The sequence below is a fragment of the Rhizobium sp. Root483D2 genome, from assembly GCF_001426685.1.
Lineage (GTDB): Bacteria > Pseudomonadota > Alphaproteobacteria > Rhizobiales > Rhizobiaceae > Pararhizobium > Pararhizobium qamdonense.
Window position 1 is genome coordinate 264,821 of sequence record NZ_LMFB01000009.1, and the last position, 24,750, is coordinate 289,570.

At 59.6% G+C, this 24,750-nt stretch carries 24 protein-coding genes and 2 pseudogenes; 10 read left to right on the top strand and 16 right to left on the bottom strand.

Going from position 1 to position 24,750, the window contains the following annotated elements; translation table 11 throughout:
• Positions 1–6 precede the first annotated feature (6 nt).
• From xth to ASD32_RS07835, 7 genes are all read right to left on the bottom strand, one after another.
• Positions 7–780, bottom strand: coding sequence for an exodeoxyribonuclease III (gene xth, locus ASD32_RS07805; protein ID WP_060637635.1), 774 nt, complete (start codon positions 778–780; stop codon positions 7–9).
• Between the two features lie 64 nt (positions 781–844).
• On the bottom strand, positions 845–1,837 hold the full coding sequence (locus tag ASD32_RS07810) for a YihY/virulence factor BrkB family protein (RefSeq protein WP_060637444.1): 993 nt from the start codon (positions 1,835–1,837) through the stop codon (positions 845–847).
• 693 nt (positions 1,838–2,530) lie between these two features.
• On the bottom strand, positions 2,531–3,160 hold the full coding sequence (locus tag ASD32_RS07815; RefSeq protein WP_060637445.1) for a lipase: 630 nt from the start codon (positions 3,158–3,160) through the stop codon (positions 2,531–2,533).
• Between the two features lie 4 nt (positions 3,161–3,164).
• Positions 3,165–3,749 carry a protein-S-isoprenylcysteine O-methyltransferase gene (locus ASD32_RS07820; protein ID WP_060637446.1) on the bottom strand — a complete coding sequence of 195 codons (585 nt, stop codon included), beginning with the start codon at positions 3,747–3,749 and terminating at the stop codon, positions 3,165–3,167.
• Positions 3,746–4,930 carry a hypothetical protein gene (locus ASD32_RS07825; RefSeq protein WP_060637447.1) on the bottom strand — a complete coding sequence of 395 codons (1,185 nt, stop codon included), beginning with the start codon at positions 4,928–4,930 and terminating at the stop codon, positions 3,746–3,748. The genes ASD32_RS07820 and ASD32_RS07825 overlap by 4 nt, the downstream gene beginning before the upstream one ends.
• 176 nt (positions 4,931–5,106) lie before the next feature.
• Positions 5,107–6,477, bottom strand: coding sequence for a HAMP domain-containing sensor histidine kinase (locus tag ASD32_RS07830; RefSeq protein ID WP_060637448.1), 1,371 nt, complete (start codon positions 6,475–6,477; stop codon positions 5,107–5,109).
• Positions 6,474–7,148 carry a response regulator transcription factor gene (locus tag ASD32_RS07835; protein WP_060637449.1) on the bottom strand — a complete coding sequence of 225 codons (675 nt, stop codon included), beginning with the start codon at positions 7,146–7,148 and terminating at the stop codon, positions 6,474–6,476. Before ASD32_RS07835 ends, ASD32_RS07830 begins: the two co-directional genes overlap by 4 nt.
• Before the next feature lie 270 nt (positions 7,149–7,418).
• Here ASD32_RS07835 and ASD32_RS07840 point away from each other — a divergent pair, with 270 nt between their 5' ends.
• The 6 genes from ASD32_RS07840 (at position 7,419) to ASD32_RS07865 (ending at position 13,565) form a co-directional block, all read left to right on the top strand.
• On the top strand, positions 7,419–7,727 hold the full coding sequence (locus tag ASD32_RS07840) for a hypothetical protein (RefSeq protein ID WP_200953581.1): 309 nt from the start codon (positions 7,419–7,421) through the stop codon (positions 7,725–7,727).
• Positions 7,728–7,772: 45 nt separating this feature from the next.
• Complete coding sequence (locus ASD32_RS07845) at positions 7,773–8,162, top strand: EF-hand domain-containing protein (protein ID WP_162252650.1); 390 nt, start codon at positions 7,773–7,775, stop codon at positions 8,160–8,162.
• A 160-nt stretch (positions 8,163–8,322) separates the two neighbouring features.
• A complete protein-coding gene (locus ASD32_RS07850) occupies positions 8,323–9,408 on the top strand; it encodes an efflux RND transporter periplasmic adaptor subunit (protein ID WP_060637452.1) in 1,086 nt (361 codons plus the stop codon).
• A 4-nt stretch (positions 9,409–9,412) separates the two neighbouring features.
• Positions 9,413–12,538 carry an efflux RND transporter permease subunit gene (locus tag ASD32_RS07855; protein ID WP_060637453.1) on the top strand — a complete coding sequence of 1,042 codons (3,126 nt, stop codon included), beginning with the start codon at positions 9,413–9,415 and terminating at the stop codon, positions 12,536–12,538.
• Positions 12,539–12,619: 81 nt separating this feature from the next.
• Positions 12,620–13,015, top strand: a complete 396-nt coding sequence (locus ASD32_RS07860) for a hypothetical protein (protein WP_156383097.1) — start codon at positions 12,620–12,622, stop codon at positions 13,013–13,015.
• A 196-nt stretch (positions 13,016–13,211) separates the two neighbouring features.
• Positions 13,212–13,565, top strand: a complete 354-nt coding sequence (locus tag ASD32_RS07865) for a hypothetical protein (RefSeq protein ID WP_060637455.1) — start codon at positions 13,212–13,214, stop codon at positions 13,563–13,565.
• A 61-nt stretch (positions 13,566–13,626) separates the two neighbouring features.
• Here the strand turns inward: ASD32_RS07865 and ASD32_RS07870 are convergent, their stop codons facing one another.
• The 5 genes from ASD32_RS07870 to ASD32_RS07890 form a co-directional block, all read right to left on the bottom strand.
• Complete coding sequence (locus tag ASD32_RS07870) at positions 13,627–14,649, bottom strand: carbohydrate kinase family protein (RefSeq protein WP_060637456.1); 1,023 nt, start codon at positions 14,647–14,649, stop codon at positions 13,627–13,629.
• Entirely contained in the window at positions 14,646–15,677 is a 1,032-nt protein-coding gene (locus tag ASD32_RS07875; protein ID WP_060637457.1) for a hypothetical protein, read from the bottom strand. Before ASD32_RS07875 ends, ASD32_RS07870 begins: the two co-directional genes overlap by 4 nt.
• Before the next feature lie 51 nt (positions 15,678–15,728).
• Positions 15,729–16,517, bottom strand: a complete 789-nt coding sequence (locus tag ASD32_RS07880) for an ATP-binding cassette domain-containing protein (protein ID WP_060637636.1) — start codon at positions 16,515–16,517, stop codon at positions 15,729–15,731.
• Entirely contained in the window at positions 16,517–17,503 is a 987-nt protein-coding gene (locus ASD32_RS07885; RefSeq protein ID WP_060637458.1) for an ABC transporter permease, read from the bottom strand. The genes ASD32_RS07880 and ASD32_RS07885 overlap by 1 nt, the downstream gene beginning before the upstream one ends.
• A 116-nt stretch (positions 17,504–17,619) precedes the next feature.
• Positions 17,620–18,660, bottom strand: coding sequence for a substrate-binding domain-containing protein (locus ASD32_RS07890; protein ID WP_244490127.1), 1,041 nt, complete (start codon positions 18,658–18,660; stop codon positions 17,620–17,622).
• A gap of 314 nt (positions 18,661–18,974) precedes the next feature.
• On the opposite strand from ASD32_RS07890, the gene ASD32_RS07895 reads away from it, so the two are divergent.
• Positions 18,975–20,186, top strand: a complete 1,212-nt coding sequence (locus ASD32_RS07895) for an ROK family protein (RefSeq protein WP_060637459.1) — start codon at positions 18,975–18,977, stop codon at positions 20,184–20,186.
• Positions 20,187–20,391: 205 nt separating this feature from the next.
• Here ASD32_RS07895 and ASD32_RS07900 read toward each other — a convergent pair whose 3' ends face one another.
• From ASD32_RS07900 to ASD32_RS28905, 3 genes and pseudogenes are all read right to left on the bottom strand, one after another.
• On the bottom strand, positions 20,392–20,754 hold the full coding sequence (locus tag ASD32_RS07900; RefSeq protein WP_060637460.1) for a 4Fe-4S binding protein: 363 nt from the start codon (positions 20,752–20,754) through the stop codon (positions 20,392–20,394).
• Positions 20,751–20,933, bottom strand: a complete 183-nt coding sequence (locus ASD32_RS07905; RefSeq protein ID WP_060637461.1) for a hypothetical protein — start codon at positions 20,931–20,933, stop codon at positions 20,751–20,753. Before ASD32_RS07905 ends, ASD32_RS07900 begins: the two co-directional genes overlap by 4 nt.
• A gap of 405 nt (positions 20,934–21,338) precedes the next feature.
• A pseudogene (locus ASD32_RS28905) lies at positions 21,339–21,772 on the bottom strand (LLM class flavin-dependent oxidoreductase); the annotation flags it as partial.
• A 2-nt stretch (positions 21,773–21,774) separates the two neighbouring features.
• Here ASD32_RS28905 and ASD32_RS30630 point away from each other — a divergent pair.
• The 3 genes and pseudogenes from ASD32_RS30630 to ASD32_RS07925 all read left to right on the top strand — a co-directional run.
• A pseudogene (locus ASD32_RS30630) lies at positions 21,775–21,936 on the top strand (glycosyl hydrolase); the annotation flags it as partial.
• Complete coding sequence (gene pdxA / locus ASD32_RS07920; RefSeq protein WP_060637464.1) at positions 21,933–22,889, top strand: 4-hydroxythreonine-4-phosphate dehydrogenase PdxA; 957 nt, start codon at positions 21,933–21,935, stop codon at positions 22,887–22,889. The pseudogene ASD32_RS30630 and the gene pdxA, both read left to right, overlap by 4 nt.
• Positions 22,890–22,893: 4 nt before the next feature.
• The gene (locus ASD32_RS07925; RefSeq protein ID WP_060637465.1) at positions 22,894–24,012 is read left to right on the top strand and encodes an iron-containing alcohol dehydrogenase; all 1,119 of its coding nucleotides are present in this window, start codon (positions 22,894–22,896) and stop codon (positions 24,010–24,012) included.
• Between the two features lie 24 nt (positions 24,013–24,036).
• On the opposite strand, the gene ASD32_RS07930 is transcribed toward ASD32_RS07925, so the two are convergent.
• The gene (locus ASD32_RS07930) at positions 24,037–24,747 is read right to left on the bottom strand and encodes a FadR/GntR family transcriptional regulator (protein WP_060637466.1); all 711 of its coding nucleotides are present in this window, start codon (positions 24,745–24,747) and stop codon (positions 24,037–24,039) included.
• Positions 24,748–24,750 lie beyond the last annotated feature (3 nt).

A 24,750-nucleotide genomic window follows, 5' to 3' on the forward strand; every position in this document is an offset into this window, starting at 1 on the left:
TTGATTTCAATTCTCTGTAAGTTCAATCCAGACCGGAGCGTGATCGCTGGTGTGCTCCCATCCCCGGACATGTCTGTCGACACCGGCGCTCTGGAGCCGCTTGGCAACGGATGGACTGAGCAGCAGGTGATCAAGCCGTAAGCCGGCGTCCCGCCCATAGGCATTGCGGAAATAATCCCAGAACGTGTAGATCCGTTCATCGGGATTGAGTTCCCGGAGCGCATCCGTCCATCCCTGGCGGATAAGCTTGCGGTAGGCATCGCGGACTTCGACCCTAAAGAGCGCATCGTCCACCCAGCGCTCGGGCTTATAAACATCGAGTTCCGTCGGGATCACGTTGTAATCGCCTGCCAGAACCACGGGAACACCCAGCTTGAGCATATCAGCCGCATGCATGGTCAACCGTTTGAACCATTCCAGCTTGTAATCATATTTCGGTCCCGGCGACGGATTTCCGTTGGGAAGATACAGACAGCCGATGACCATCCCTTCGACTGCCGCCTCGATATAGCGGCTGTGAATATCGGGATCGCCGGGCAGTCCTTTGCGGGTGAGGATCGGTTCCCGGCCGCGGGCCAGTATCGCAACACCGTTCCACGATTTTTGTCCGTGCCAGATCGCGCCGTAACCAGCGCTCTCGATTTCCTTGACCGGAAATTTGGCATCCGGTGCTTTCAGCTCCTGCAGGCAGGCAATATCCGGCGATGCATCCCGCAACCATCTCAACAGGACATCGAGGCGGCCATTGACACCGTTTACATTGTAGGTGGCGATCTTCACGATCATCGTCTTTCTGCACGATCACTTCGGCGCAAAACCTGATGCCTGCCAAAATGTTCCAACGTCAATCTGCAGCAACGCCAACGGTATCGGCGACATAGGCACCCCGCTCTCCCAACGGACGCGGCGTTCCCGTGGTCGTATCGCGCGCGGTCTGGTGCTCGAGCTCCGCGTTGAGTTCCGCCCCGACAATGACGATGATCACCGAAATCCATGTCCAGATCATAAAGCCGATCAAAGCACCCAATGCGCCATACGTGGCCTGATAGTCCGCGAATGTCTCAAGATAGAATGAAAACAGGATCGAGGCCGTGACCCAGAGCAGGGTGCTGAAGACCGCACCCCAGCTCAACCATCGCGCCTTTGCCGATTCCCGGCTCGGTCCAAAATGGTATATCAGCGCAATGCCAGTGCCGACGAATAGAAGGATGACGGGCCAACGTCCGATACGGATCAAATTCTCCTGCCAGCGATCCAGCCACAGATAGGAAAGAACCGCCGGTACGCCGCCGATCGCTGCGACCAACACCGCCGCAAAGATCAACGCGATACCCGTAAAGGCCAGCGAAATCAGGTTCAGCCGTACAATGCCGCGCTTTTCCGCTTCGCCATAGGCGATATTCATTGCGTCGAACATGGCCTTGACCGCGCTATTGGCGCTCCAAAGCGCGACCATTAGCCCAAGCAGAAAGCCAAGGCTCAAGGACGATGGTTTTGCCTGAACCAGCACGTTAAGCTGAGCGAGAATGATGTCGAAAGCACCCGGCGGCAGGATGTCGGCTACAAACGTGATATGTTTCAACATCGTGCTGGGATCAGCAATAAAACCATACAGCGAAACCAGGGCGCCCAAGGCGGGAAACAACGAGAGCAGGATATAAAAAGACACGCCCGCCGCAACAAGCGTAACCCTATCGTCCATCACCTCGTTAACCACCCGCCAAAAGACGTCACGCAGCCCCTTGGCCGGGATCTCGTTCGGTGTTTCTGCACCCCGCCCCCTGCCCGGCTCCTCCGCTTCGATCCCGAAGGAAGCCCGTCCGCTACTCTCATTCATGCGCCACCTCCTGTCATCCCTTTGACTTAGGGCAGCTTGCCGTTTTTGCGACAGCATAAGGGAGGGGAACTTCCTGATATCCACCAGTCCTTGCGAGATGTCCTCAGCCAGGAGCCACACGTGCGTCCCTACATCCACAAAATCCCGGCTGCCGCTGGGTGATTTAGAGCGTTCAAGCCATATGCCACCTGTCGAGGGGAAGGCTCATCGCATGGCGACGATTTCGGATTTCCTGAAGCCGCTCGATGGGTCGTGATGACGTGCATGCTTTGAGAGAGTGCAAACCCTAGCACTCTTGTCGCGACCGATACAGCACCGTTTTGCCAGGGGCTCAGATATCGTAATGCCCCAGGCGAGAACTCCGCAAAGATCGGAACATTAGCATCAGCTCAGGACTTTGGGGCGACGGTCGCCAGCTTGCGAGAAGGGTCAGAACCTTAAGCGAGATGCGCTGTCCTGTGGTACCCGAACAATCGCGCCAGGCTGATCCGGACGAGTTCTGCATTATTTTACACTTTTTCAGTCTGCAGTATGCATAGGTCCTTCGGACTTTGTTGGCACAGCAGCTCATGAAAAAATGGTTGTAGAGCGCGTGGGTAGCGCCCAAAATCACTTGTTGGTCGCCTCAATCTCAACCGGGGCAACCTGTTGCGGCTCCCCCTGTGCCGCTCCCAAGACAGGCAGCCCAACTCCCTACCTTACGACCCGAAGAATACCCTTGACCACCTCATCTTGCAGCGAGGCCTGCTTCTCGACATTGAAATGATTGACGCGCAGGTCGCGCGATAGGTCGCGGTTGTCGAGCTTGCCTTTGAAGCCGGGGCCTTTCGTCAAGATCGCGCCCCAGCTATGGCTGGAGAAATAGAAATTCACAACGCGGGTGACATTGGCCGGAAGGGGGCTGGGGCTCGTTGCGGCAAACGAGGCCATGTAGTCCACCCGGATACCCCGTTGTTCCAATGCCTGCGCCAGGGAGATGATGGCGTTTGCTCCAAGCGAATGCCCGACCAGGATAATGGGCGACGGCCCGAATTTCTGCCGGTCGGCTAGGATTTTGTTGAGCGCAGACCGCCAGGCCATGAAGCCCTCGACATGGGCATCGACGCCTGCGGCCCGTAGCTTTCTGCCAATCTCATCGAGGCCCGTCGAAAAGATATTTGCCAATCCGCGAAAGAGATAGACCTGCGGAGGCCCACCACGCCTGCGCTTAACCGCCGCAACGGCCGGCTCCACGTGCAAACCGGTGACGGTGACAGCCAGAACTGAGGCCAGAAAGGAGCGGCGGCTGGTTAAGTGTTCAATCGGCGTTCGGGGTTTCTTCATTGCGTTACCAAGGTTTGGGAATGATGCGGCCGGTGTTTCTGGCATATTCGTCGTAGGATGCTCCAAACGCGTCTCGCATCATTGCCTCTTCGTGACGAACGCGGGAGAAATAGAGGATTCCAACTCCCACCAGACCGGCTGCCCCCGCAATGACATTGGGCAAAAGACAAAACTGAGCAGCGGCCCAAAGCCAGAATGACAGATACATCGGATGTCTGACGTAACGGTAAAGACCGTCGGTCACGAGCTTATGTTCGTTGCGGATTTCCAATGTCACCGACCAATTCTTCCCAAGCTGCCGGTGACTGGCGTAAAAGAGCCAGAGAAATGCCAGCTCGATCAAAAGCCCCAGCCAGCCAAGCCAAGGTTGAAACGTATAGTCGGCAAACGCCGGAAACCCCGTCGCGACAAAAACGATTGGGACGAGACTGAGCCCAGCGGCGGCGGCGGCCAAAGCCAGGCGATCTCTCAGCGTTTTGGCGCTGCTTGCCACCCGCGTTTTGCGCGCGCGGCTCCGATGCGGCACGCGAATGATCACCCACGCGACGAGACCAACGGCCCATACGATTGCAGCCAGTGTCGGTGTCATAGGGACGTCGCCTCTTTCTTAGGAAGTCCGCCAACAACGCGGCCTTCTACTCTTGCAGACAGGAACATTGGTCCGCAGCAAATTTGGAAGAAATCATACCAATACGGCTTCGTATTCGCGTAAACATATTGATAATGCACGCGAAAGAAGTTTCTTTTTATGCGCGCATAGGTCTCAGACTGCAGCATATCCCTGACTTTTATGGTTCGAACGACGGGGAAATCCTGACCGGCCTTCGGCGCAAGACCCATTTCCGCAACGGGGTCCGTCCGGTAGAAATTGATGGCATCCGTCAAACATTGAATCTCCACCCATTCCAATTGATCGGCATTGATGAGCTGCTCTACGGATTTCCGGAACTTCCGGCCAGCTGGATGATAGCCTGCCTTGAGTGCCGTTGATCCCAAGGTGAGGAGAACCACTTTTCGTGCCGAGCCTGCAAAATCCTTGTCGATGGAAAGGCAGCGTGCGGCGACATCGATCATCAGCAGGCCGCCGGTGCTATGGCCGATCAACAGGATCTCGTCATAGCTTTCTGCCCTTGCTTTGGCGACGATGGTCTCGGCAAAGCGCTGCAAGGTTGCATCGGCGTCCGCCCGCCGGCCACGGATGAAGTCCAGCGAAAACGACCATAGGTCCATCAGATGATGGATCGACCATCGTTTCCCGGCCACGGATAGAGCGAGGACAAAAGTCAGCACGCCTACCAGCCAACTTGCTGCACCCAACCATTGGGCTGTGACCTGCGCGGCACTGTAAGCCACCAGAGCAAACATCATCAGCACGAGAAATGGATAGACGAAATAAAGCCCGAAGCGCCAGGCCTTGTTGAAGAAATGGAACGCTGCGCCAGAAATCCAAAAATCGAAGAAGGCGCTGAGATAATGGAACAATCTGACGGGCATCGGTCGGGCGAAATCGCGAAGCACGACCTTATCCAGAGACAGAAAATTGAAATCGGTGCGTGTCGACCAGTGTTCCTCAGGCGCGCGTGTTGAGATTGTTGCGGCACCGGCTTCATTGTTCTGGGTGACGTCAACAGGCGAGATCTCCGAGCGATAGCCCCAAAGCGCATCGAAGCGGGAAACCTGTCTGAAAAGCCGGCTGAAAAAGACCTCGGGCGTTTTTGGCTCATAGCCACCAATGAAGAATACGGCGCGTTTCAAGACAGTCTGCTGCATTTCGGGACCGTAATTTGCCTTCCGGATATCGTCAAGAACTGCTGATGTGATCACAAAACAAATGCGTGGAGCATCCGCAAACGTCAGCGTGATCTAACCTTAGAATTTTTTCATGTCAGTATTTTTGAGGCCTGAACGCCTCAAAGACGCTTGGAATGAGAACTTTGTGGACGGTCTCAGAGCGTTGCTCGTTTCACGCCGCCTGGCAGTCGTTCAGGTTCGAGCGTCAGCCTGAACAGCGCGCCGCCTTTCGTTGGAAGTACCACCGCATCGCCTCCATGCAGGCGGGCGATCTGGCGGACGAGGTTCAGGCCGAGCCCGGCACCGGACGATTGGGGCTTGCTGCGATAGAATGGATCGAAAATCTTTTCGCGTTCCTCGTCCGGTATGCCCTCGCCCTCGTCCAAGACCTCGATCGCACCGTCAGGGCAGAGGCGAACCATGATCTGGCCGTGGTTTCCCGCATGCTGGATGGCATTGCGCACAAGGTTTGTAATCGCCCTTTCGACGGAGAGCCGGTCGGCGACAACGATCATGGAACTGCAATCGCTTTCGAATGCGAGATCATACCCGGCATTGATCGCCAGCGGCGCAAGGTCGGCAACAACCTGCTGGCAGAGCCCTACCAGGTCCGTGTCGGCCCGGGTCGGCATGACTGCGAACCTTTGTATGTCCAGCAATTGCTCAGCGACGGCTCCGATACGCGAGACGTCCAGAAGGAGACGGCGGTTCTGCTCGGTGTCTTCATAGCCTTCGATCCGCGTCTGCAGGATCGCAATGGGGGTTCGAAGCTCATGAGCCGCATCCGCGAGAAATCTCTCGCGGGCGGAGACATCGGTGTCCACCCGCGCCAGCGCCGCGTTGATTGTCTTGACCAGAGGCGCGATTTCCTCGACGACATCGTCGGTCGGCAGCCTCACGCCGGGCTTGTTAACGTCGATCTGGCTTGCAAGTGCCGTGATGCGTTTCATGCCCTTGAGAGAACTGTTGACCACAAGCGGAATGATCACCACAGCCAGAATAAGCGGAATGAGCGTTGTAGGGAGATAGATGACGTGCAGGGTGCGCACCATATATTCCAACACCGACCCCGGCGCCGATTTTCCGCCATAGATCGCTTTTACGGGACCAGCGTCCGTTTCCAGCAGGGCGAAGATTGCCGTCATCGGGGAATCATGGCCGACACGCACATCGAGCGCGCTGATGATGTCGAGGTTCGCCAGCACCGAGTCGAGCCCCGCCGGGGACCGGCCGATCCGGGCCTCCCTGCCCTTGTCGTCCTGAGCGACCAGCCAGAAATCAGGGTAGTCGCGGATGATCGTCTGGATGGCGCCGGTCGGGGAAATGCGCAGCGTGCCGCCGTCTAGATGGATCGATGCCGCGATCTCGGCCTTGATCGTGTCGTCCACGGGCGTGGCATCGGACGTCGCGGCGACGATCAGCCAGATCAGCGCGGCATAGAAGACCACCATCATCAGGGCGAGAGCGATGGAAAAGCGGGAGACAAGACGCCATTTCAGCGATCGTGGTTTGAACAGATATTTCACTTGGCCCCCTTGAGCATATATCCGACACCCCGGATCGTGTGGATCATCGCTTCGGCACCGGCGTCGGCCAGCCGTTTCCTCAGCCGCGATATATGGCTGTCGAGGGCGTTGGACTGGATTTCGTCATCAAAGCCGTACACCGCCTCCTCAAGCGAAGGCCGCATAACGGTACGTCCGGACCGTCTGATGAGGATTTGCAGCGCAAGTGCCTCCCGTCTCGGGAGGTCGAGATTGGTGCCGCCGACCAGAACCTGCAGAGTGCTGATATCCATCGACAGATTGCCTTCGGAGACGATGTTGGAGGCGTAGTTGGAAGCCCGCCGTGCCGCCGCCCTGATCCGCGCCAGCAACTCTTCCGCCACGAATGGCTTGCCGATATAGTCGTCGGCGCCCTCGTCCAGACCTGTGACGCGGTCCTTGGATGTGTCGTGCGCCGTCAGCATGATGACAGGCGTCGTGTCGCCTGTGCGGCGCATGTCCGACAGAAGGCTCATGCCGTCGCCGTCCGGCAACTGGCGGTCCAGCAGAACGGCTTCGTGAACACCCTCCTTTAGGGCTTCGCGACCCTGCTCGATGGTCGGGACGTGATCGACGATATTGCCGTGTTTCGACAGGACGGTGATGATCGCGGCAGCCATCTCGGGCTCGTCCTCCACCAGCAGCAATCGCATCGTCACCCTCCTCTGCCGAAACCAGCAACGCCGTTACCAGCGCTCCGTGCAAGTGCCGGTAAGCCTGTATCAACGCTGGCAAGCAGGCAAGGGCTTCCTGTTAAACATCGGATTTTCCGTAGCTTTTACGTCATCTGCAGCTCGCTATCGAAAAATTAGCGGTGATATTTCAAACCCGCAATGTTGTTGCAATGTCGGTCCCCGACTGTGGAAGTCCGGCCACGCGCCGGACCGAAACCGCGCCATTTGTCTGGCGCACGGGAGAATAAGATGAACACAGGAATGAAATTGTACGGCAGGCCCGCCCTGGCTCTGGCGCTTGCCTTGTCGCTGATGGCTCCGGGCATCGCCGAAGCCGGAAAGAAGGAACGCGCCATCGCGCTCGGGATCGGCATCGGCATGCTCGGCGGCGCACTCGCCTCGAACGGCGACCCCCGCGCCGTCATCGGCGGAGCGGTCGCCGGCGGCCTCATTGGAGGTGCTGCCCACAGGGATAGACGGGACTGGCGCGAAGACCGCCGCTCGTGGCGTGACGACCGCTGGGACCACAGACGGCCCCACCGCCGCGACTGGCGCTAAGAACTCCAAAACACAGGTAAGACTTGGAACACAGGAATGAATGACATGAAAACATTGCTCGCAACCGCCGCCTCCTTGATGGCCGTCACTTTCGCCCCAGCCATCGCACAGGAAAAACCTGGCGATGAAAAACCTGGCGAAAAGGAGATGATCGACAAGGCATTTTCCGGCATGGACACGAACAAGGACGGCAAGATCGATCGTCCCGAACTCGGGGTCTATATGCAGGCAATCGTCGATAAGCAGCGATCGGACTTCGACACCGGATTTGTCGAGGTGGATGTCAACAAGGACGGCAAGATCGACAGGGAAGAGGCCAAGGCGAATGCGATCCTGGTGACCTATTTCGACGCTCTGGACACCGACAAGGACGGTTTCCTGTCAAAGGCGGAGATGGATGCCGCGCTGGCTGAGGCCGCCAAGCTGAAAGGCTGAGATCCAAGACTGGCAATCACGTTGCCTCTGCGCCATCTTCCGTGAAGCGGGCTCCTCCAGTCCCGCATACGCGGCGGGTGGCGCAGAGGTGCTTGATTGGCAGGCATAAAAGCCAACCGGCCAAAGACCCTCCCAAACACCTCCTTGTGCGGAACCGTCCATGCTCGCGACCAGACCCATTATCCTTTCAGTCATGCTGATCCTCGGTGCCGGCTTTGCAGGCAAAGCGTTTCCACAGACCGCGCCAGGCGGAGCGGTGGAACTGGCCAGCGTCGATGTCAGCACAGTCGTTCCACGCAACATCGGCAGCGAGGTGCGGATATCCGGCTCCCTCACCCCGATCCGCCGGACCAGTCTGACGGCACGGGTCGCCGGTACGATCGTCGAGCTCCCGGTGCAGATCGGCGACGTCGTCAAAAAGGGCGATCTGCTGGTGCGCTTCGACACCGAGGGGCTGAACTCAGCACTGACCGCCCGCTCAGCCGAACTCGAGGCGATCGCTGCCCAGCTGGAACTGGCCGAAAACGTTCTCCAGCGCAATATCAGTCTGCAGGATCGCGGCGCGTCTTCGCAAGCATCCCGCCTCGAGGCCAACGCGCAGGTTCTCAATCTCAGGGCGCAGCTCCGGTCCAAACAGGCGATGGTCGCAGATGCAAAGCGCGCGCTTGACGATGGCGAGGTTCATGCGGAATTCGACGGCGTGATCGCCGCTCGCCCTGTCGAACAAGGGCAGACCATTCCGGTCAACGGCGAGTTGCTGACGGTCGTCGATCCAAAACGCATGGAAGTCGATGCGGGTGTGCCGACAAGCCGGATTCCCCGCGTGCGGATCGGACAGCCGGTCGAGCTTTCCGTCGAAGGGTTTCAGGACCGCAAGTTCACCGGCGAAGTGACGCGCATAGCACCAACCGCTGTCGCGGGATCGCGCGCCGTCCGGGTCTTCGTCGCCATCCGCAACGACGATCTGCTTTTGAAGGGCGGCATGTTCACGACGGGTGTCTTGAAGGTGGACGACCAGCAGAACGTCATCGCGCTGCCGATGCCGGCGATCCGGCACGACAGCGGCGGCCCGTTCGTCCTCAAGGTCGAGGAGGGATATTTGCGCAGACGCGAGGTTTCGCTGGGAACGGTATGGAGCGATCAGGATCTGGTCGAGGTTAGAGGGCTGTTGTCCGGCGATGTCGTTGTGTCTGCGCCCTTGCCGCAGCTCGTTGCCGGCGTACCGGTCATCGTGGAAGGTCAGTAACGCCATGTTCCTCACCCATATCAGCGTGAAGCACCCGGTCTTTGCCACCATGATGATGGTGACCATCCTGGTCATCGGCCTGTTTTCGTTCAACCGGCTCGGCATCGACCAGTTCCCCGAGACCGACCTTCCCATCGTGGTGATCACTGCCGGCTATACGGGAGCATCCCCCGAAACCGTGGAGAGCGAGGTTGCGCGGCCGATCGAGTCAGCACTCAACACGATCGGCGGCATCGACACGATCACGTCCGAATCCTACGAAGGCCGCGCCGTGGTCGTCGTACAGTTCGAACTCGACGTTGATTCCCAGGCCGCCGCGCAAGAGGTCAGAGACCGCGTGGCGCGGCTCGAAGCCGGGTTTCCGGATGGCGTGGACAGCCCGCAGGTCACGCGGTTCAATCCCGAGGACGCACCCATCGTGTCGCTCGCGGTCTCGTCGTCCAAACGCTCGCTTTCCGAGATCACCACGCTCGCCGACCGTGTCATCACCAGCCGCCTGAGTGTCATTTCCGGGGTCGGCCAGATTACGCTTGTCGGCGGCAGCGAACGCCAGATGCTCGTCGTCGTCGATCCCGACAGGCTGGAAGCCTACGGCGTCGGCGTTGCCTCGGTGATGGATGCCATCCGGCGCGAGAACCAGGACCGCGCCGCCGGCACGCTGATATCCGGCATCAACCAGCGCATCGTCACCGTCGAGGGCCGGATCGAGGATGTCGCCGGGTTCAACAGCATCATCGTCGCCCAGAGCGGCGGATATCCCGTCTACCTTTCCGATGTTGCGACCGTGGTCGATACGGGCGCCGAGGTCACCAGCCGGGCGACCTATCAGGGGGTGCCGTCGCTTGGACTGGATATCGTCAAGGTCCAGGGCGCCAATACCGTCGCCGTCGCTCAAGATCTGCGCAAGGAGATCGGAGCTTTGAATGCCGAACTCAAGGCCGAGGGCATCGAGCTGAAGATCACCCGCGACAACGCACGCGCCATCGCAGCACAGGTTTCCGAGGTGCAGCGAACGCTGATCGAGGGCGGCGTCCTCACCGTGGTGATCGTGTTTCTGTTCCTGAATTCATGGCGCTCGACTGTTATCACCGGTCTGACTTTGCCGATCTCGGTTATCGGCACGTTCGCGGTGATCTACGCCCTCGGGTTCACGCTCAACACCATGACCCTGATGGCGCTCTCTCTGTCGATCGGCATTCTGATCGACGATGCCATCGTCGTGCGGGAAAACATCACGCGCCATCTGCATATGGGCAAGGACCACATCCGGGCGGCACTGGATGGCACCAACGAGATTGGTCTTGCCGTGCTTGCGACGACGCTGTGCATCGTTGCCGTGTTCCTCCCCGTCGCCTTCATGGGCGGGCTGATCGGCCGCTTTTTCCTACAGTTCGGCGTGACGGTCGCTGTCGCCGTGCTGATCTCGCTGTTCGTTTCGTTCACGCTGGATCCGATGCTTTCCAGCGTCTGGTACGATCCGCAGTCGGAGAAGGATGCCCGTCGCGGACCGCTCGGCCAGTTGATCCTGCGCTTCGACCGCTGGTTCGAAAGGCTTGCCGGCCGGTACAGGACATTGATCCACTGGACCTTCGGGCATCGCAAGACGACGATCGGCGCCGTGGTTGCCCTATTTGTCGCGAGCCTGATGCTGGTGCCGATGATTGGTGCTGAATTCCTGCCGCCTGCAGACCAGGGCGAGGTGTCGATTTCTCTGGAAGCAAACCAGGGAGCATCGCTGGAATATATGGCGGCCAAGGTCGGACAGGTCGAGACGGCGCTGCGGGCATTCCGCTATGTCGAGACGATCTATTCGACGATCAATGCCAGCGGCGCGCGCGGTTTCAACCAGGCCGTCGTCGCAGTGCAGCTCACTGCCGGTGACCGCCGCGACATCACGACGGCCGAAGCGCTCGAACCCATTCGCCAACGGCTTTCGGCAATTGCCGGTCTCAAGATTTCTGTCAGCCAGTCGGACGCCGGCGCGACCGCTAAGCCGCTCCAGCTTTCCATACTCGGCGACGGTGACGACCAGCTGCGAAAGATATCCGGCCAGATCACCTCTGCGCTTTCAAAAATTCCCGGCGCGACGGAGGTGGAATCCTCCATCGAGAACGAACGGCCGACATTGGCCGTCAAGGTCCGGCGCGAAGCGGCAAGCGATCTCGGGGTCTCCATCGCGATGATCGGCGACACGTTGAGACCCCTTGTTGCGGGCGATGCCGTCTCCGTCTGGAACGCACCCGACGGAGAATCCTACGATGTCATGGTCCGGCTTCCTGCCACCGGCCGCCGTGACGCGGCCCAGCTCCGCAACCTGACGATCTCCACCAACCGCACCGACGCGGACGGCAAACCGATCACGGTACTCCTCGATCAGGTCGCCGACGTCGTCGAAAGCACGGCCCCGGATGCCATCACCCGCAAGGACCTGTCGCGGGAAATCCGCATCTCCAGCAATGTCGAGGGACGAACCCTTGGCGATGTGCGCCAAGACCTGGATGCTGCCATCGCAGCGATGGATATTCCAGCGGGCTACCGCTTTTCTTTCGGCGGCGACGCGCAAAACCTCGAAGAAAGTCTTGGTTATGCGGTGCAGGCCTTGGCGCTGGCAATCATCTTCATCTACATCATTCTGGCCTCCCAGTTCGGTTCGTTCATCCAGCCGATCGCCATTATGATGACCCTGCCGCTTTCGCTGATCGGCGTCCTGATCGGACTTCTGGTGACGGGATCGACGCTGAACATGTTTTCGATCATCGGCTTCATCATGCTGATGGGGCTCGTCACCAAGAACGCCATTCTTCTCGTGGATTACTCCAACCAGGAGCGGCAGGCCGGAAAATCACTGGAAGACAGCCTCGCCAATGCGGGCGCCGTCCGTCTCAGACCGATCGTGATGACGACGCTCGCCATGATCTTCGGCATGTTGCCGATGGCCATTGGCATGGGCGAAGGCGGCGAATCCCGGGCACCGATGGCCCACGCGGTCATCGGCGGACTGATCTCCTCGACGCTTTTGACGCTGGTCTTCGTTCCGGTCGTTCTGACCTATCTCGACGGTTTCGGCAGGCGCGCCGCTTCGCTGTTTCCGAAAGGGCCGGACAGCCGCGCAGCGGAAAAGGCGGGCTGACGCCTTTTTCAGTCTCCTTCCGAAACCTGCAATGTTGTCACAACGTTGCCACGGCAGAATTCGCCGTGTGGTGCCGAAGTCTTGGCGAAGGACAAGAAAGCCATCGTCAAGCGGACGCGCAAGGCCGCCGGTACGGCGTCTGCGAGAACCGGAGATCAATCCATTCAAATGAACTTTCCTGAGAGAACTATGACAATGACGAAATCCAATCCTGTGATGAAAACCCTGATGCCGATCTGCGCAGGCGGCATGCTTCTCCTGACCTTGGCGAGTTGCACGACGGCCGGAGCAGACGATTACGGCGACAGGCGGCGGTGTTCCGGGTCGCGTGATCGCTATGACTGCATGTCCATTCAGCAGCATCGCCGCGACCGCAAGCAGCTCATCAATCAGGAAAAGGCGCTGATCAACGCGGAGCAGGCGCGCGAGAACCTGCGGATGCTGAGGGAAATCAGAAGGAGACGCGGTGAATACTGATTTCCCCGGCGCGTGTGCCCGGCCTCACCAAAGCAACGTCCCAGGCAGGTACAAGAGATGACGATCAAGACCATGATCTGTCGAAAGCCGGGATGGACAACGCTCATCCGAGGCGGCCAAATTAAGAAACTGACCATTCTGCTCACCACCCCGTGAACGGGCCCAGGCCGTCGCGGAATGACTTTAGGAGATTTCCATGTCCGAGAAAAGTTGCACACCCCCCTCACCTCAGCAAAGACAGTTTATGGAGATCCGGGAGACCACCGAGAAAACCATGCTCGAGACCATCTACAAGGCGATCGACGATGCCGCTGCGGAGATGGCCGACAGGGTGCGCTCGGCAGGCATAGATATCCGCCCGACCGAGCGCGACTATTTCACCTTTGCAGCCCAGCAGGTTCTGTTTGTCCGACTTTGCGGTGGCGATCCGAACACCTTCGAGGGAGGAGATTCCGTAATCGGGGAACGGATCGTCAGCAATGGGCGGTATATAATCGATCACTACTGGAATAATAATGGCGCCCAGCCTGCGGAAAAGTCCTCGCAATGATCATCAGCGGTGCCCTTGAAGGGGCATCGTTGCGATGCATTTCTCCAACCCTAGAAACCCCTCACAGAAATGGACGAAAACCCCAGCGTTGTGCGAGATCAAGGCATTCGCGCCAGGACATGATGGCACCCGTGGTGGAAACACTGCGCAGAGAGACAGCAGCACAGGCATGGGCAAGGCTCAGGCTGTCGTTCGTGCTCCAGCTTTCGTGGATGCCATAGAGCATGCCGGCCGCAAAGGCATCGCCGGCACCGTTTGCGCCCATGATTTCAGTCTCGGGGATCGCAACGGAAGGTAGGACCGTCCTTTCGCCATCGCGGGTCACAACAAGGGCGAAGGACGGGCAGTGTACGGCGACCAGCTTCATTGCCCCCTTTTCCAGCACGGCACGGGCAGCCTGCTCGCAGGCATCACGATCCGTCGCGTCGCCACGCAACGTATCAACGCCGGCGATCGCCCCGATCTCGAGATCGTTCACGATCAGGAAATCGAGATGTGGGAGACAGGGTGCGACCAAGGCAGCCATCAGCCCCTTTTCAACGCTCGCAAGCTCCAGATTGGTCATCAGGCCCGAGGCTCGCGCCTGCTTGAGGACGGCGACCCAGCCGTTCGGTTCATCCTTCCACGGCGCATCGAGAATGCGATGCACTCCGGGCAGGCCGAGATGCAGATAGCGCATGCGCGTCGCCGAAAAGTCGAAGTGATCGGGCGTCAGGAGTGCTGCCGTACCGGCATGAAAGATATGGGTACGCCGGTGCGACGTACGCGACACATAGGCGTTGCAGAAATGCGTCGCGGCAGCATCGGTCACCGCGATCTGGCTGATATCAATCCCGGCTTTGGCGGCAGCCTCCCTGAGGTAGCGGCCGTCGCCGTCGTTCCCGACGAGACCGATCGTCTCGATCGGGATGGACGGGTCGAGTTGCCTGATATCGAGCGCCAGATTGCAGCTCGACCCACCTCCATGGCGCTCCTCCTCGAACAGCTCGGCAAGGCCGTCTTCGGCTGGCCAATGACTGAGACTGCGGTTGTAATCCACGCACCATGTACCGCCGGTGAGAATACCCCGCCTTTCATTGCTCATTTTGTCTGTTCCGGCTTGAGGACAGCTTCGGTGACGAGATTGTCGGCGGACAAATTACGGTGCGGTGCAATGCCGTCTTTTTCCAGCTGGCCGTGATAGGCCTTGACCGCCTCACCTGGCGAAACATTGCCAGAAGCGACCTCGCGCATGAACCGGACCATGGCCAGCGGATCCTCCGCCAGGTTGATCTTGCGGCCGAAGAGCGCAACGCGGGCGCCATATTTTTCAGCCTGATAGAGCAGCTCGAAGCAATCGCGGGTCGTGCCGGCACCGCCGCCGAGGACGCCGACAATGACGCTCGGGTCGTAGGATGCAAGCTCCTCCAGCGCCTTGGCGCCGTTGAAGGGGATCTTCAGGAACTGCGGACGATCCGCTTTCATCACACCCGCAAGGCAGCGCATCATGACATCATTGACATAATGCGGCTGCAGTTCCGGACCGATGCCGGAATCGACGTTCGGGTTGAACACCTCGAGGAAATATTTGAAATTGTTGCGCGCGGCATCGTCGCGAAAATCGGTGAACGCCTCCAGCGCATGATAATCGTGGTCGAGGTCGTTGTTGAAGGTGATGGAATAGAGGCCAAGATCCGTGCCGGTGATCGGGGCGCCCGGTGCCGGATCGACCGTACCGGTCGCAACCCGCGACAGCGATGCCGAGCGGAAAGGCCGGGACGGCTGCTTCGAATACGTGGCCCCGCGGCAGACCCATACATCCGTCGTATCATTGGCGCGGATCGCCGGTTTGACCGCGCTGTTGCGGAAGACGCCCATATCGGTCAGCGCTTCCATGTTGGACGCGGATGTCAGCATGATATCGACGATATCCTGCTCGACGACGGCGCGGATATTGTCCAGAAATTCCGGGCGCGTGTAGTGACGTGACCAACTGCCGTCCTTCTCGCGTTTGGGACCGCATGAGGTCATGCTTGGTCCCATATCGCCGTCCTTTGCGTCGGCGATGATGAAGTCGTTGCGGGTATATTGGCCGGCACGAATGCGCGCGAGTTTCTGATCCAGGCGATACATGAGTTTGCTCCGTTCGGTGGTGTCCGGTCGAAAAGAACCGGGCGGGATGGTTTAAGCAGTGGCGGCGCCAGTCATGATGGCGACAACGTCGTTCATGGAGTGGGTCTTCGGCGTCACCACGGCGGCACGCCGGCCGAGACGCATGATGTGGATGCGGTCGGCAAGGTCGAAGACATTGGGCATGTTGTGGCTGATCAGCACGACGGGCAGACCGCGGCTGCGGATTGACCGGATAAGTTCGAGAACCTGCCCGGTCTCGCGTACGCCGAGTGCCGCAGTCGGCTCGTCCATGATCACCAGTTTGCGTGCGAACAGCGCGGCACGGGCGACAGCCACCCCCTGGCGCTGTCCGCCGGACAGCATTTCCACGGGATTATCGATCGCCGGCAGCCGGAACTGCAGCTCGTCCATCACGCGCCGGGCTTCCTCGCGCATCCGCGTTTTGTCGAGGCGGCGAAACAGGCTGCCCATGATGCCGGGCGTGCGCAATTCGCGGCCCAGAAACAGATTGGACGCGATATCAAGCGCAGGCGCCACGGCGAGATCCTGATAAACGGTCTCGATGCCGGCATACCGGGCATCAAGCGGCCCCCTGAAATGAACGGGCTCACCATCGAGAAGGATTTCACCGCTGGTCGGATGCAACGCGCCGGTCAATGCCTTGATCAGCGTGCTCTTGCCAGCACCGTTGTCGCCGACCACGGCGAGAATTTCGCCGGCCCGCAATTCGAAATCGACGCCGTCGAGAGCCGTGACATGACCATAGGTCTTCACCACATTGCGTGCTTCCAAGACAACATGCGCGGTTGCGGCGGAAGATTGAGCGATATTGGCCGGCATCATCGTCTCCTCCGGGACATCTGGTCGAGCGCAACCGCGATGATGACGAGGATGCCCGTCACGAGGTCCTGCCAGAGCGGATCAATGCCGGCGAGTGTCAGCCCATTGCGCAGAACGCCGACGATCAAGGCGCCGATCAATGTACCGATCAGCCCGCCGCGCCCGCCGAAGAGGCTGGTGCCGCCGATGACGACGGCAGTGATGGAATCAAGGTTTGCGGTCTGCATTGCGTTCGGATCGGCATTGGGAATACGCCCTAGCGCCAGCCAGGCGCCGATGCCATAGATCAGGCCTGCCAGCACATAAACGGACATGAGATGGCGCCGGACGGGAATCCCGACAAGGCGGGCGGCCTCCGGATTGTTGCCGATGGCATAGACATGCCGGCCCCATTTCGTCTCATTGAGAAAATACCAGACAATCGCATAGAGCGCGAACATGATCACCACACCATAGGTGATCACAAAACCGCTCAGCCTCATCGTATTGCCCGTGCAGGACAAAAACGGATCGCGCACGGCAAAGGCACCGCCTTCCGATATCAGGCGAAGGGCTGCTGTCAGGATGCCGAGAATACCAAGCGTTACGATGAAGGGCGGAAGCTTCAGCCCGCTGACCAACCCTCCGGCCGCAAGCCCCGATATCGTGCAGAGCAGCACGGCAAAGCCCATCGAGAGAACAGAGTCATAGCCGAGATTGACGAGCTTTCCCGCCACGATCGTGCCAAGCACGCAGATCGCGCCGACGGCCAGATCGATGCCGGCTGTCAGGATGACCAGCGTCTGGCCAATGGCCAGAACACCGATGATGACGGTCTGCTGCAGGATGATCGACAGATTTTGCGTTGCGAGAAATCTTGGATTGGTGAATGCGAAAATCACGCAGAACGCGATCAGAACCAGAAGCGGTCCCGCCGAAGGAGCACCGACAATACGGGCCTTCCAGCTTCGCGGCCTATCGGGTGCGGAAGCAATGGCTGTGTTCATGGAAACCTCATGCCTCAAAGTCTTGCGCTATAGGCTTGACGCCAGCGCGACGGACGATCGCCCGGCCGGGACCGCGACCGGCATAAGCCTGACGCGATCCCACCGGGAGAAGAGGATCAATCACCCCAGCAGTTTTCCAGACCCCAGGCGGTGTCCTTGGATTCCAGGCCCTCCGCTGGCTTGTCGGTGATCAGGAAAGAGCCGGTATTAACGAAGCCACTGGGCTTCTTGCCGGAGGCGGCATAATCGGCGACGGCATCGACGCCCATGGAGGCCATCTTGTAAGGGAATTGCATGACGGTAGCGGCAATCTTCCCGTCCTTGACATCGCGAACGCCGGCGCATCCGCCGTCGATGGACGTCAGCATCACGTCGCTTTCCTTGCCGAAGGATTTCAATGCCGCATAGGCGCCGGCCGCAGCGGGCTCATTGATCGTGTAAACGGCATTGATATCGCCATTCTTGGACAAGAGGTTTTCCATACCGACCTGCCCCTTGTCCTGCGCGCCGTTGGTAATAGCGGCGCCCGCAATCGACGGATCGCCTTCGGCAATACCGAAGCCCTTCAGGTAACCATCATGGCGGAACGTATCGACCGTGCCGCCCGGCGTGCCATCCAGCATGGCAACGACCGCCTTCTTGTCGCCCATGGCCTTGCGGGCATAGGCACCCTGCTGCACGCCGGCTTCGAAATTGTCGGTCGCAAAAGTCGCATCAACGGCTTCGGCCGGGTCGGTCGCCGTATCGAGCGCGATTACCAGCACACCGGCGTCCCGCGCCTTCTTGATGATATCAAGCATGCCGGACGAATTGTTCGGCGTGACGAGAATGCCCTTGGCGCCGGCGCTGATCAGATCCTCGATCGCGGCAACCTGGCCTTCATTGTCGCCATCGAACTTGCCGGCGCGGGCGATCAGCTTCAGCCCTTTTTCCTTGGCGCGGGCCTCAGCCGCCTGGCGCATCTTGACGAAAAATGGATTGACCTCCGTTTTGGTAACGAGGCCGACAATAACCTCCTGCGCGGAAGCAGCGTCTGCGCTCAGAGCGAGGCCAAAAGAAAGACCGAGCACGCTGATCCCGGCTTTGAATGCATTGGAACGTGCGGATACGCACATGCGATGAAACGGCATGAATTCCTCCCAAAAGAGCAATGCCACTGAGCCCCTCCGGCTCCTGGCGAGCTTGGCCTCTCCTCAAAGGCCACGGAGATTAGGACATCCCTTTTGCATAAAGTCAAATATGAAAATCAGTTCTTTTGTATATTATTATACAAATATTGCGTCGCAACCGAATTTTTGGGGCGTTATTGCGGGGCAACACGATGCTTCGAGGCCGTTCGTGCAGCCAAATGGCTTGTCATAACGGAACCCAATTATGGATGAAATTGTACATAACCATGCTGAAACGCGAAAACACATCCTTTATCTCCACCGGCTTTGCCGTTAAACGGGGCATTGAATAGGAGCAATGCATGGATAGGCCAGAACAGGGACACGGCAAGCCGGCACTGGAAGATGCCGGCGGCATACTTTCTCTGATCGCCACCCGACGCGCATCATCGCGCGCCGAATTGCTGCAGGCATCCGGATTGTCTCGCGTCACCGTCACCCAGCGTCTGAACGCGCTGCTTCTCAGCGGCCTCGTGCGCGAAACGGAGGAAACCCTCCCAAGCGGTGGGCGGCCGACGCGGGTGCTGGCCGTCAATGCCGCAAGCGGCTTCGTGCTCGTCGCCAATATTGGCGAGACGCATATCCACCTCGCCGCCATGGACCTCAAGCCCGCCATCGTCGCGCAAACGACGATTCCCTTCACCGTCGAAAGCGGACCGAACGTCATCTTGACGCAGATCGAGGACGCATTTTCCGATCTGGCTGCGGAGGCAGCAAAAACCCACCATTTCTTCGTGGGCATCAGCCTCAGCCTGCCGACACCGGTGGATTTCAAGCGAGGCTGCGTCGTCGGCCCGTCGGTTCTGCACGGCTGGGACGATTTCGATATTATCGGCCGCCTGAAAGCCCGTTTCGACGTTCCGGTTTCAGTCGAAAACGACGTGAACCTGATGACGATCAGCGAGCACCGGCGCCGCTCTCCGCTGACGGATGATATGCTCTTCGTCAAAATAGGCACCGGCATCGGCAGCGGCATGATCGCGGCTGGCCATCTGTTCCGCGGCGCACAGGGCGCCGCCGGCGATATCGGCCATATCCAGTTCCTGTCCGATGATGCTCCCCTCTGCCGTTGCGGCAAGTTCGGCTGCGTCGAGGCCCGCGCCGCCGGCTGGGCGATCGCCCGCGATCTCTCCACCCGCGGCTTTAAAGCCGAGACCGCCCGCGACGTGATCGAACTGGTGGAACAGCGCAAGCCTGAAGCGTTGATGCTGGTGAGGGAAGCGGGGCGCACGATTGGCGAAGTCATCTCCGATGTCGTCAGCATCATCAACCCGAGCCTCATCGTCATCGGCGGAACACTGGCGCAGAGCGGCGACCTATTGCTGTCTGGCGTGCGCGAACTGGTCTACCAACGCTGCCTACCCCTGGCGACCCGCGACCTCACCATCGAGCTTTCCACCGCACAGGACGACAGCGCGCTGTTCGGTGCTGCCTATCTGCTGCTGGAGGACGTATTCTCACCGGGAAATGTCGGCCGTCTGATCGGACGTTTTTCTATGCAGCCCGGGACATAAGCCAATCAGGCAGCATTTACGCTGATGTTACGGTAGAAATCAGGTGTTTCGCCATGCTCAGTATGAGCATCCGCCAGCGAAGGGACCATTAGAAAAGCAATATGAATCCGCAGGAATTGAAAGCGGAACTATCGTCTACCTTCTGTCCGTAAGCGTTATTCTGGTTCTTCGGAAGTCTCGGCCGGTTGTGTCATCAAGGCCTGTTTCAATTCGTACCCGCCTTGGCCACATCGCGCGCCCGCAGGAACATGTTTTCCATCTGCCAGTGTTCGTTGGTGTAGCGTGGATCGCCGGCCCACTCGTCCCAGCCATGATTGCGGCGGAACTCGCCGAGCAGGCCGGAGGCAAGGATCGCCTCCTTATCGACCGGCTGCGGCTTCTCACAATCCGGCCCGACATAGATGGCGTCGTGTGGGCAATAAAGTTCGCACATGAAGCAGGTTTCGCAATCCTCTTGCCGGGCGATCTGCGGACTATGATCCGAAACGATTGCAAGGACATTTGTTGGGCAGATTTCGACGCATTTGTTGCATACGGTGCAGCGGTCTTCAAGGATGAGTTCGATCACGATGCAAGCTCCAACGGTTGGCTGCGATCCCTAAACGTCCAGACCTTGTCGAGCCCTCCGACCAGCATGCGGTGCTGCAGGCGCGCTTCCGTCTGCGGCCGGTCGTCGCGCTGGTGCATCCCGCGGCTTTCGTCACGGGCAAGAGCCGCCGCCGCCGACCAGCGCGCGGTAGCCAGCATCGCTGCGTCTCGCGCATGCGCAACACGTCGGCACCGCTACCGAGCGCATGCGCCTGGAAGATGCTCCAGATATCTTCCAGTACCTCTCCCGATCGCTTCAGCTTTTCGCCAGTGCGGAAGATGTTCTTGTTGTAGGAGAGCATTTCATCCTGGATGACCGACAGCGTTGCCCGCAGATCCACAGCACTCTGGGACACGGGCCGCAGGCCTGCTTGGCCGATCGGACGGCCGGCATCGCGTCCGCGCTGACGCGCTGCTAAGCGCGCAGCGCCCTCGCCCGCCCACTGCCCGGACGAAACCGCCCAGGCGGAATTAACATTGCCGCCGCCGGAAATTGCGCCGGCGACGAGTTCGCGGGTCGCCGCATCGCCAGGCTCTGCCATCCTCGATATTTTCGTGATGTACAAAGATTGCATCCGAGCGCCGCGCAGCGAAGTTTTTGCCATCTTCGGAAGCCCCCGCCTGGAAGATAACAGGCTGGCCCTGTGCGGAGCGCGCGATGTTGAGTGGTCCTTTCACCTGGAAGAATTCGCCCTTGTGGTTGAGCTTATGCAGCTTAGCAGGGTCAAAGAATATTCCGCTCTCTTTATTATGAACGAGCGCATCGTCTCCCAGGAATCCCAGAGACCTTGAACGACATCGAGATATTCGGCAGCCAGCCTGTAGCGTGTGTCGTGCGCCAGATGTTTCGACTTGCTGTAATTCTCCGCACTGCCTTCGAGCCAGGATGTCACGACATTCCAGCCCGCCCGTCCGCCGCTGATGTGATCCAGCGACGCGAACTGCCTGGCAACGTTGAAGGGTTCGCTGTAGCTTGCGGTCAGCGTTGCGACGAGGCCAAAACGATTCCACCGACGGACGCAACCAGGAAATGTCCTATCCCTGGGTACTGGAAGGCGTGGATGGCGCCCTGCACCTCGCGTACACCTATCACCGACGCGCCATTAAATATGTTCGCCTGGCTCCTGGCTGGGACCGTGCCGACGCAAGGAGACTGTTATGAGCAATATCATCGGAATCACCATGGGCGACCCTTGCGGTGTCGGTCCGGAAATATCGGTGCGCGCCCTTGCCGGCATGACGGCTGAAGAGCGCAAGACCATCCGCATCTACGGCAATCTTATAACCCTTGAGACAGCGCGCGAAGCGCTCGGCCTTGATATCGATCTCACTGCCCATGTCGTCGATCTGCCCATAGAAGGCGCGCCTTTGCCCTGGGGGAAACTCAGCCCTGTGGCGGGCGACGCGGCATTCCGCTTTATCGAGAAAGCAGTACGCGACGCGGAATCCGGTGTCATCGGCTGCATCGTCACGGCACCGATCAACAAGGAAGCGCTCAATCTTGCCGGCCATCACTATGACGGCCACACAGGAATGCTGCGCAGCCTTACCGGATCGACGGCCGCGTACATGCTGCTGGCTTCGGAGCATTTAAAAGTCATCCACGTTTCCACCCATGTGTCGCTCCAGGAAGCCATCCGCCGTTCCACGACGGAGAGGGTGCTAGCGACAATCCGGGCCGGTAACGCGCATCTGAAACGCACCGGCTATGAGGCCCCGCGCATCGCAGTCGCGGGCATCAATCCGCATTGCGGCGAAAACGGCTTGTTTGGCACCGAAGACGACGACCAGATTGCGCCCGCTGTCGCGGCAGCCCGCGCCGAAGGCATCGATGCCTATGGTCCGATTTCCGCAGACACGCTTTTTTACCGCGCCTACGCGGGCGCCTTCGACCTCGTCGTCGCGCAGTACCACGACCAGGGTCACATACCGGTCAAGCTCGTGGCGTTCGATACGGCCGTGAACGTTTCGGTGGACCTTCCGATCGACCGTACCTCGGTCGATCACGGCACCGCATTCGACATTGCCGGCAAAGGCATTGCCGATCACGGCAACTTGAATTCCGCAATCGCCTATGCCCGCAAGTTGGCGTCCGGCCCCGGCAAGCGAGGATGATATCATGACCATCGCTCCCATTTCGCTCCATCAACCGCGCCGGCTCGCCATCGGGGCAGGCACCATCGGCGATGTTGGTTCCTGGGCCGCTGATGCAAAATCGGTCCTTGTCATCGCAACGCCGATTACCGCCGACTTCGTTCTGCGGCTCAAACTGTCCGGCCGTATCACCCTGTTCGATGCCATTCCTGGCGAACCGGATACCACGACACTGGACGCCGCCCTCACGGCAGCGAGACAATGCAAGCCGAACCTCGTCATCGGCCTTGGTGGCGGTTCGGTGCTCGATGTCGCCAAGCTCGTCGCCGTGCTGTGGGACAGCGAACAGACACTTGCAGACGTTGCCGGCCCCAACCGGGTCACCGGCCGCCGGACCCGCCTCGCCCAGGTCGCCACCACAGCGGGCACGGGCTCCGAAGCTGGTATCCGTTCGCTGATAACCGATCCCGGCAAAGGCACCAAGATCGCGGTCGAGAGCCCGCACATGATCGCCGATTTGGCTGTCCTCGACCCGGAATTGACCTATTCCGTACCGCCGGCAGTGACCGCCGCCACCGGCGTCGATGCGATGGCGCATTGTGTCGAAGCCTTTACCAACCGTCGGGCGCATCCGATGATTGACGGTTTTGCCCGCATGGGGTTTGGGCTTGTCGGAAAGTATCTTGCGCGTGCCGTCAGGGATGGGACCGATACAGAAGCCCGCGAAAGCATGATGCTTGCCTCCTACTATGGTGGCATTTGCCTTGGACCCGTCAACACGGCTGCGGGCCATGCCATTGCCTACCCGCTCGGCACGCGCCTTCGCCTCCCACACGGTCTTGCGAACGCCATCATCTTTCCGCACGTCCTCGCTTTTAATCAAACGGTAGCGGGGGAAAAGACTGCAGAAGTGGCGGCGGCACTGGGGCTGGGCAACGATCTCGCCGGGGAACATCTGCTCAATGCGGCCCATGGCTTTTGCCGTGACCTCGGCATCGAGATGTCTCTGGCAGCCCACGGCGCGAAAACAGAGGATCTATCGCTTTATGCCAGTGAAGCGCATGCCAATCGCCGTCTGATGGACAACAACCCTATCGACATGAGCTTGGACGACGTTCTTGATGTCTATCAGGCGGCGTTTTGATACCGTTGTCACAGATTCCCCGGCTCAGCCGGGGCTTTTGTTCGATTTGAACAGGCGCTCGCGCGAACCAACCAGGTGATCAAGCATCAGCTGGTGCGCTTTTGGGCCATCACGCGCTGTGATGGCATCGGCGATCGCCTCGTGCTCGTCGAAAACACGTGAAAGGCCGGCGGTTTCACGTTTCAAAGACGCCCCGTGGAACCGCATGCCGACGGCGATATGGTCCTTCAGCGCTTCCATGGCGGTGAAAAAATAGCTGTTATGGGCAGCGCGGGCGATGGCCAGATGGAACTGGAAATCCGCATCCTCGCGGTGGGATTGCCGGTTGGTGGCGTCGCGCATGAGTTCCAATGCCTGGCGGACGGCAATGAGTGTCGCCGCATCGTGACGCTCCGCCGCCGCTGCCGCCGCCGCTGGTTCGACGGTCAATCTGAACTCGTAACAATTCACCAGGTCGGCAACGTTTTCCAGTGTGCCGAAACCAAGCGGCTCCCGCATGCCGACAGCACGAACGAAGCTTCCAGCGCCGCGCCGCGAGTAGATAAACCCCTGATCTCGCAACCGGCGCAGCGCTTCCCTGACGATCGGCCGGGACACCTCGAATTCGATTGCCAGATCGTGTTCCGTCGGCAGCCGCTCGTCCGGCCTATAGGCACCGGACTTGATCGCACGGTACATGCGATCGAAAACGAGATCGCCCAAGCTCCTGCGTGCTGTTCCTGTCTCCAGTCCCATGTC